1 protein-coding gene is annotated in these 1,053 nt (G+C 70.0%); it reads left to right on the forward strand.

Annotated features, from left to right (window positions below):
* On the forward strand, positions 1-688 hold a 688-nt coding region (locus tag AOK03_RS40155), incomplete at its 5' end, for a hypothetical protein (RefSeq protein WP_055570229.1).
* Positions 689-1,053 lie beyond the last annotated feature (365 nt).

A 1,053-nucleotide genomic window follows, 5' to 3' on the forward strand; every position in this document is an offset into this window, starting at 1 on the left:
GAGCGGCGGCAAGAAGAAGACCGGGCTCGTCATCGGCGCGGTCGCCGTGGTCGCCGCTGCCGCCGTCGGCGCGTACTTCCTCTTCGGCGGAAGCGACTCGGCCTCGGTCGAGGACGACGGCGCGCACAAGCTGGTGCCGCCGGCCTCGGTGGGCGAGTACAAGAAGGGCGACGCGTCCGACGACCCCGACGACGGCCCGCTCGGCTCCGGCGACAAGAAGAACGCCGAGGAGATCGGCATCAAGAACGCGGAGAACGTGGCGGCCACGTACGAATCCGGTGAAGCTCTCAAGGGCAAGCAGATGAGCTTCCAGGGGATGTACGGCGACATCGAGGACCCGGAACAGGCCGTCGACGACGGCTTCGCCAAGGCCGACGAGAACTCCAAGAAGGAGTCGGGGAAGGCCACCGGCGACCCGGACGAGCAGATCGAGCTCGTCGGCAGTCCCGAGAGCGTCGAGCCGGACGGTCTCGACAACGCCGTCATGAAGTGCCAGACCGCGACCATCGCGGAAGACGGCGACTCGACGAAGCTGCCGATCTGCATCTGGGCAGATCACAGCACGTACGGCATCGTCTTCGGCATCGACGTGGCCGCGATGGTGAAGGGCGGCGGTGGCGGCCTGCCCACGGACGAGGTCTCCCGTTTCGCCGCCGAACTGCGCAAGGCGGCCCGCGTCAAGGCGTAGCGGAGCAGCGGGACATAAGCGGAGAAGCGGAGAAAAGGCCCGGGGCGGTGCGCGCGCCCCGGGCCGTCGTACGCCCCTCGGGAGCCCCCGGGAGGCCCGGGACGCCCCTCGTACGTCCGTCCTCTGGAACAGCCGCTCAACAACTCCGCATCGATCCGCCCCGGCCGCCCAACCCCGCGCTCCCATCCGCCAGGATGTTCGGAACACATAAGCATCGGGAGGGACCCCCAGCAATGAGCTACAACCAGCCGGGCCCGTACGGCGGGCAGCAGCCCCAGCAGCCCGGGCCGTACGGCCAGCAGCCGCAGCAGCCTGGCCCCTACGGCCAGCCGCCGCAGGCGCCGCAGCCCGGCTACGGCTACCCC

This window comes from Streptomyces atriruber, from assembly GCF_001418325.1.
Lineage (GTDB): Bacteria > Actinomycetota > Actinomycetes > Streptomycetales > Streptomycetaceae > Streptomyces > Streptomyces atriruber.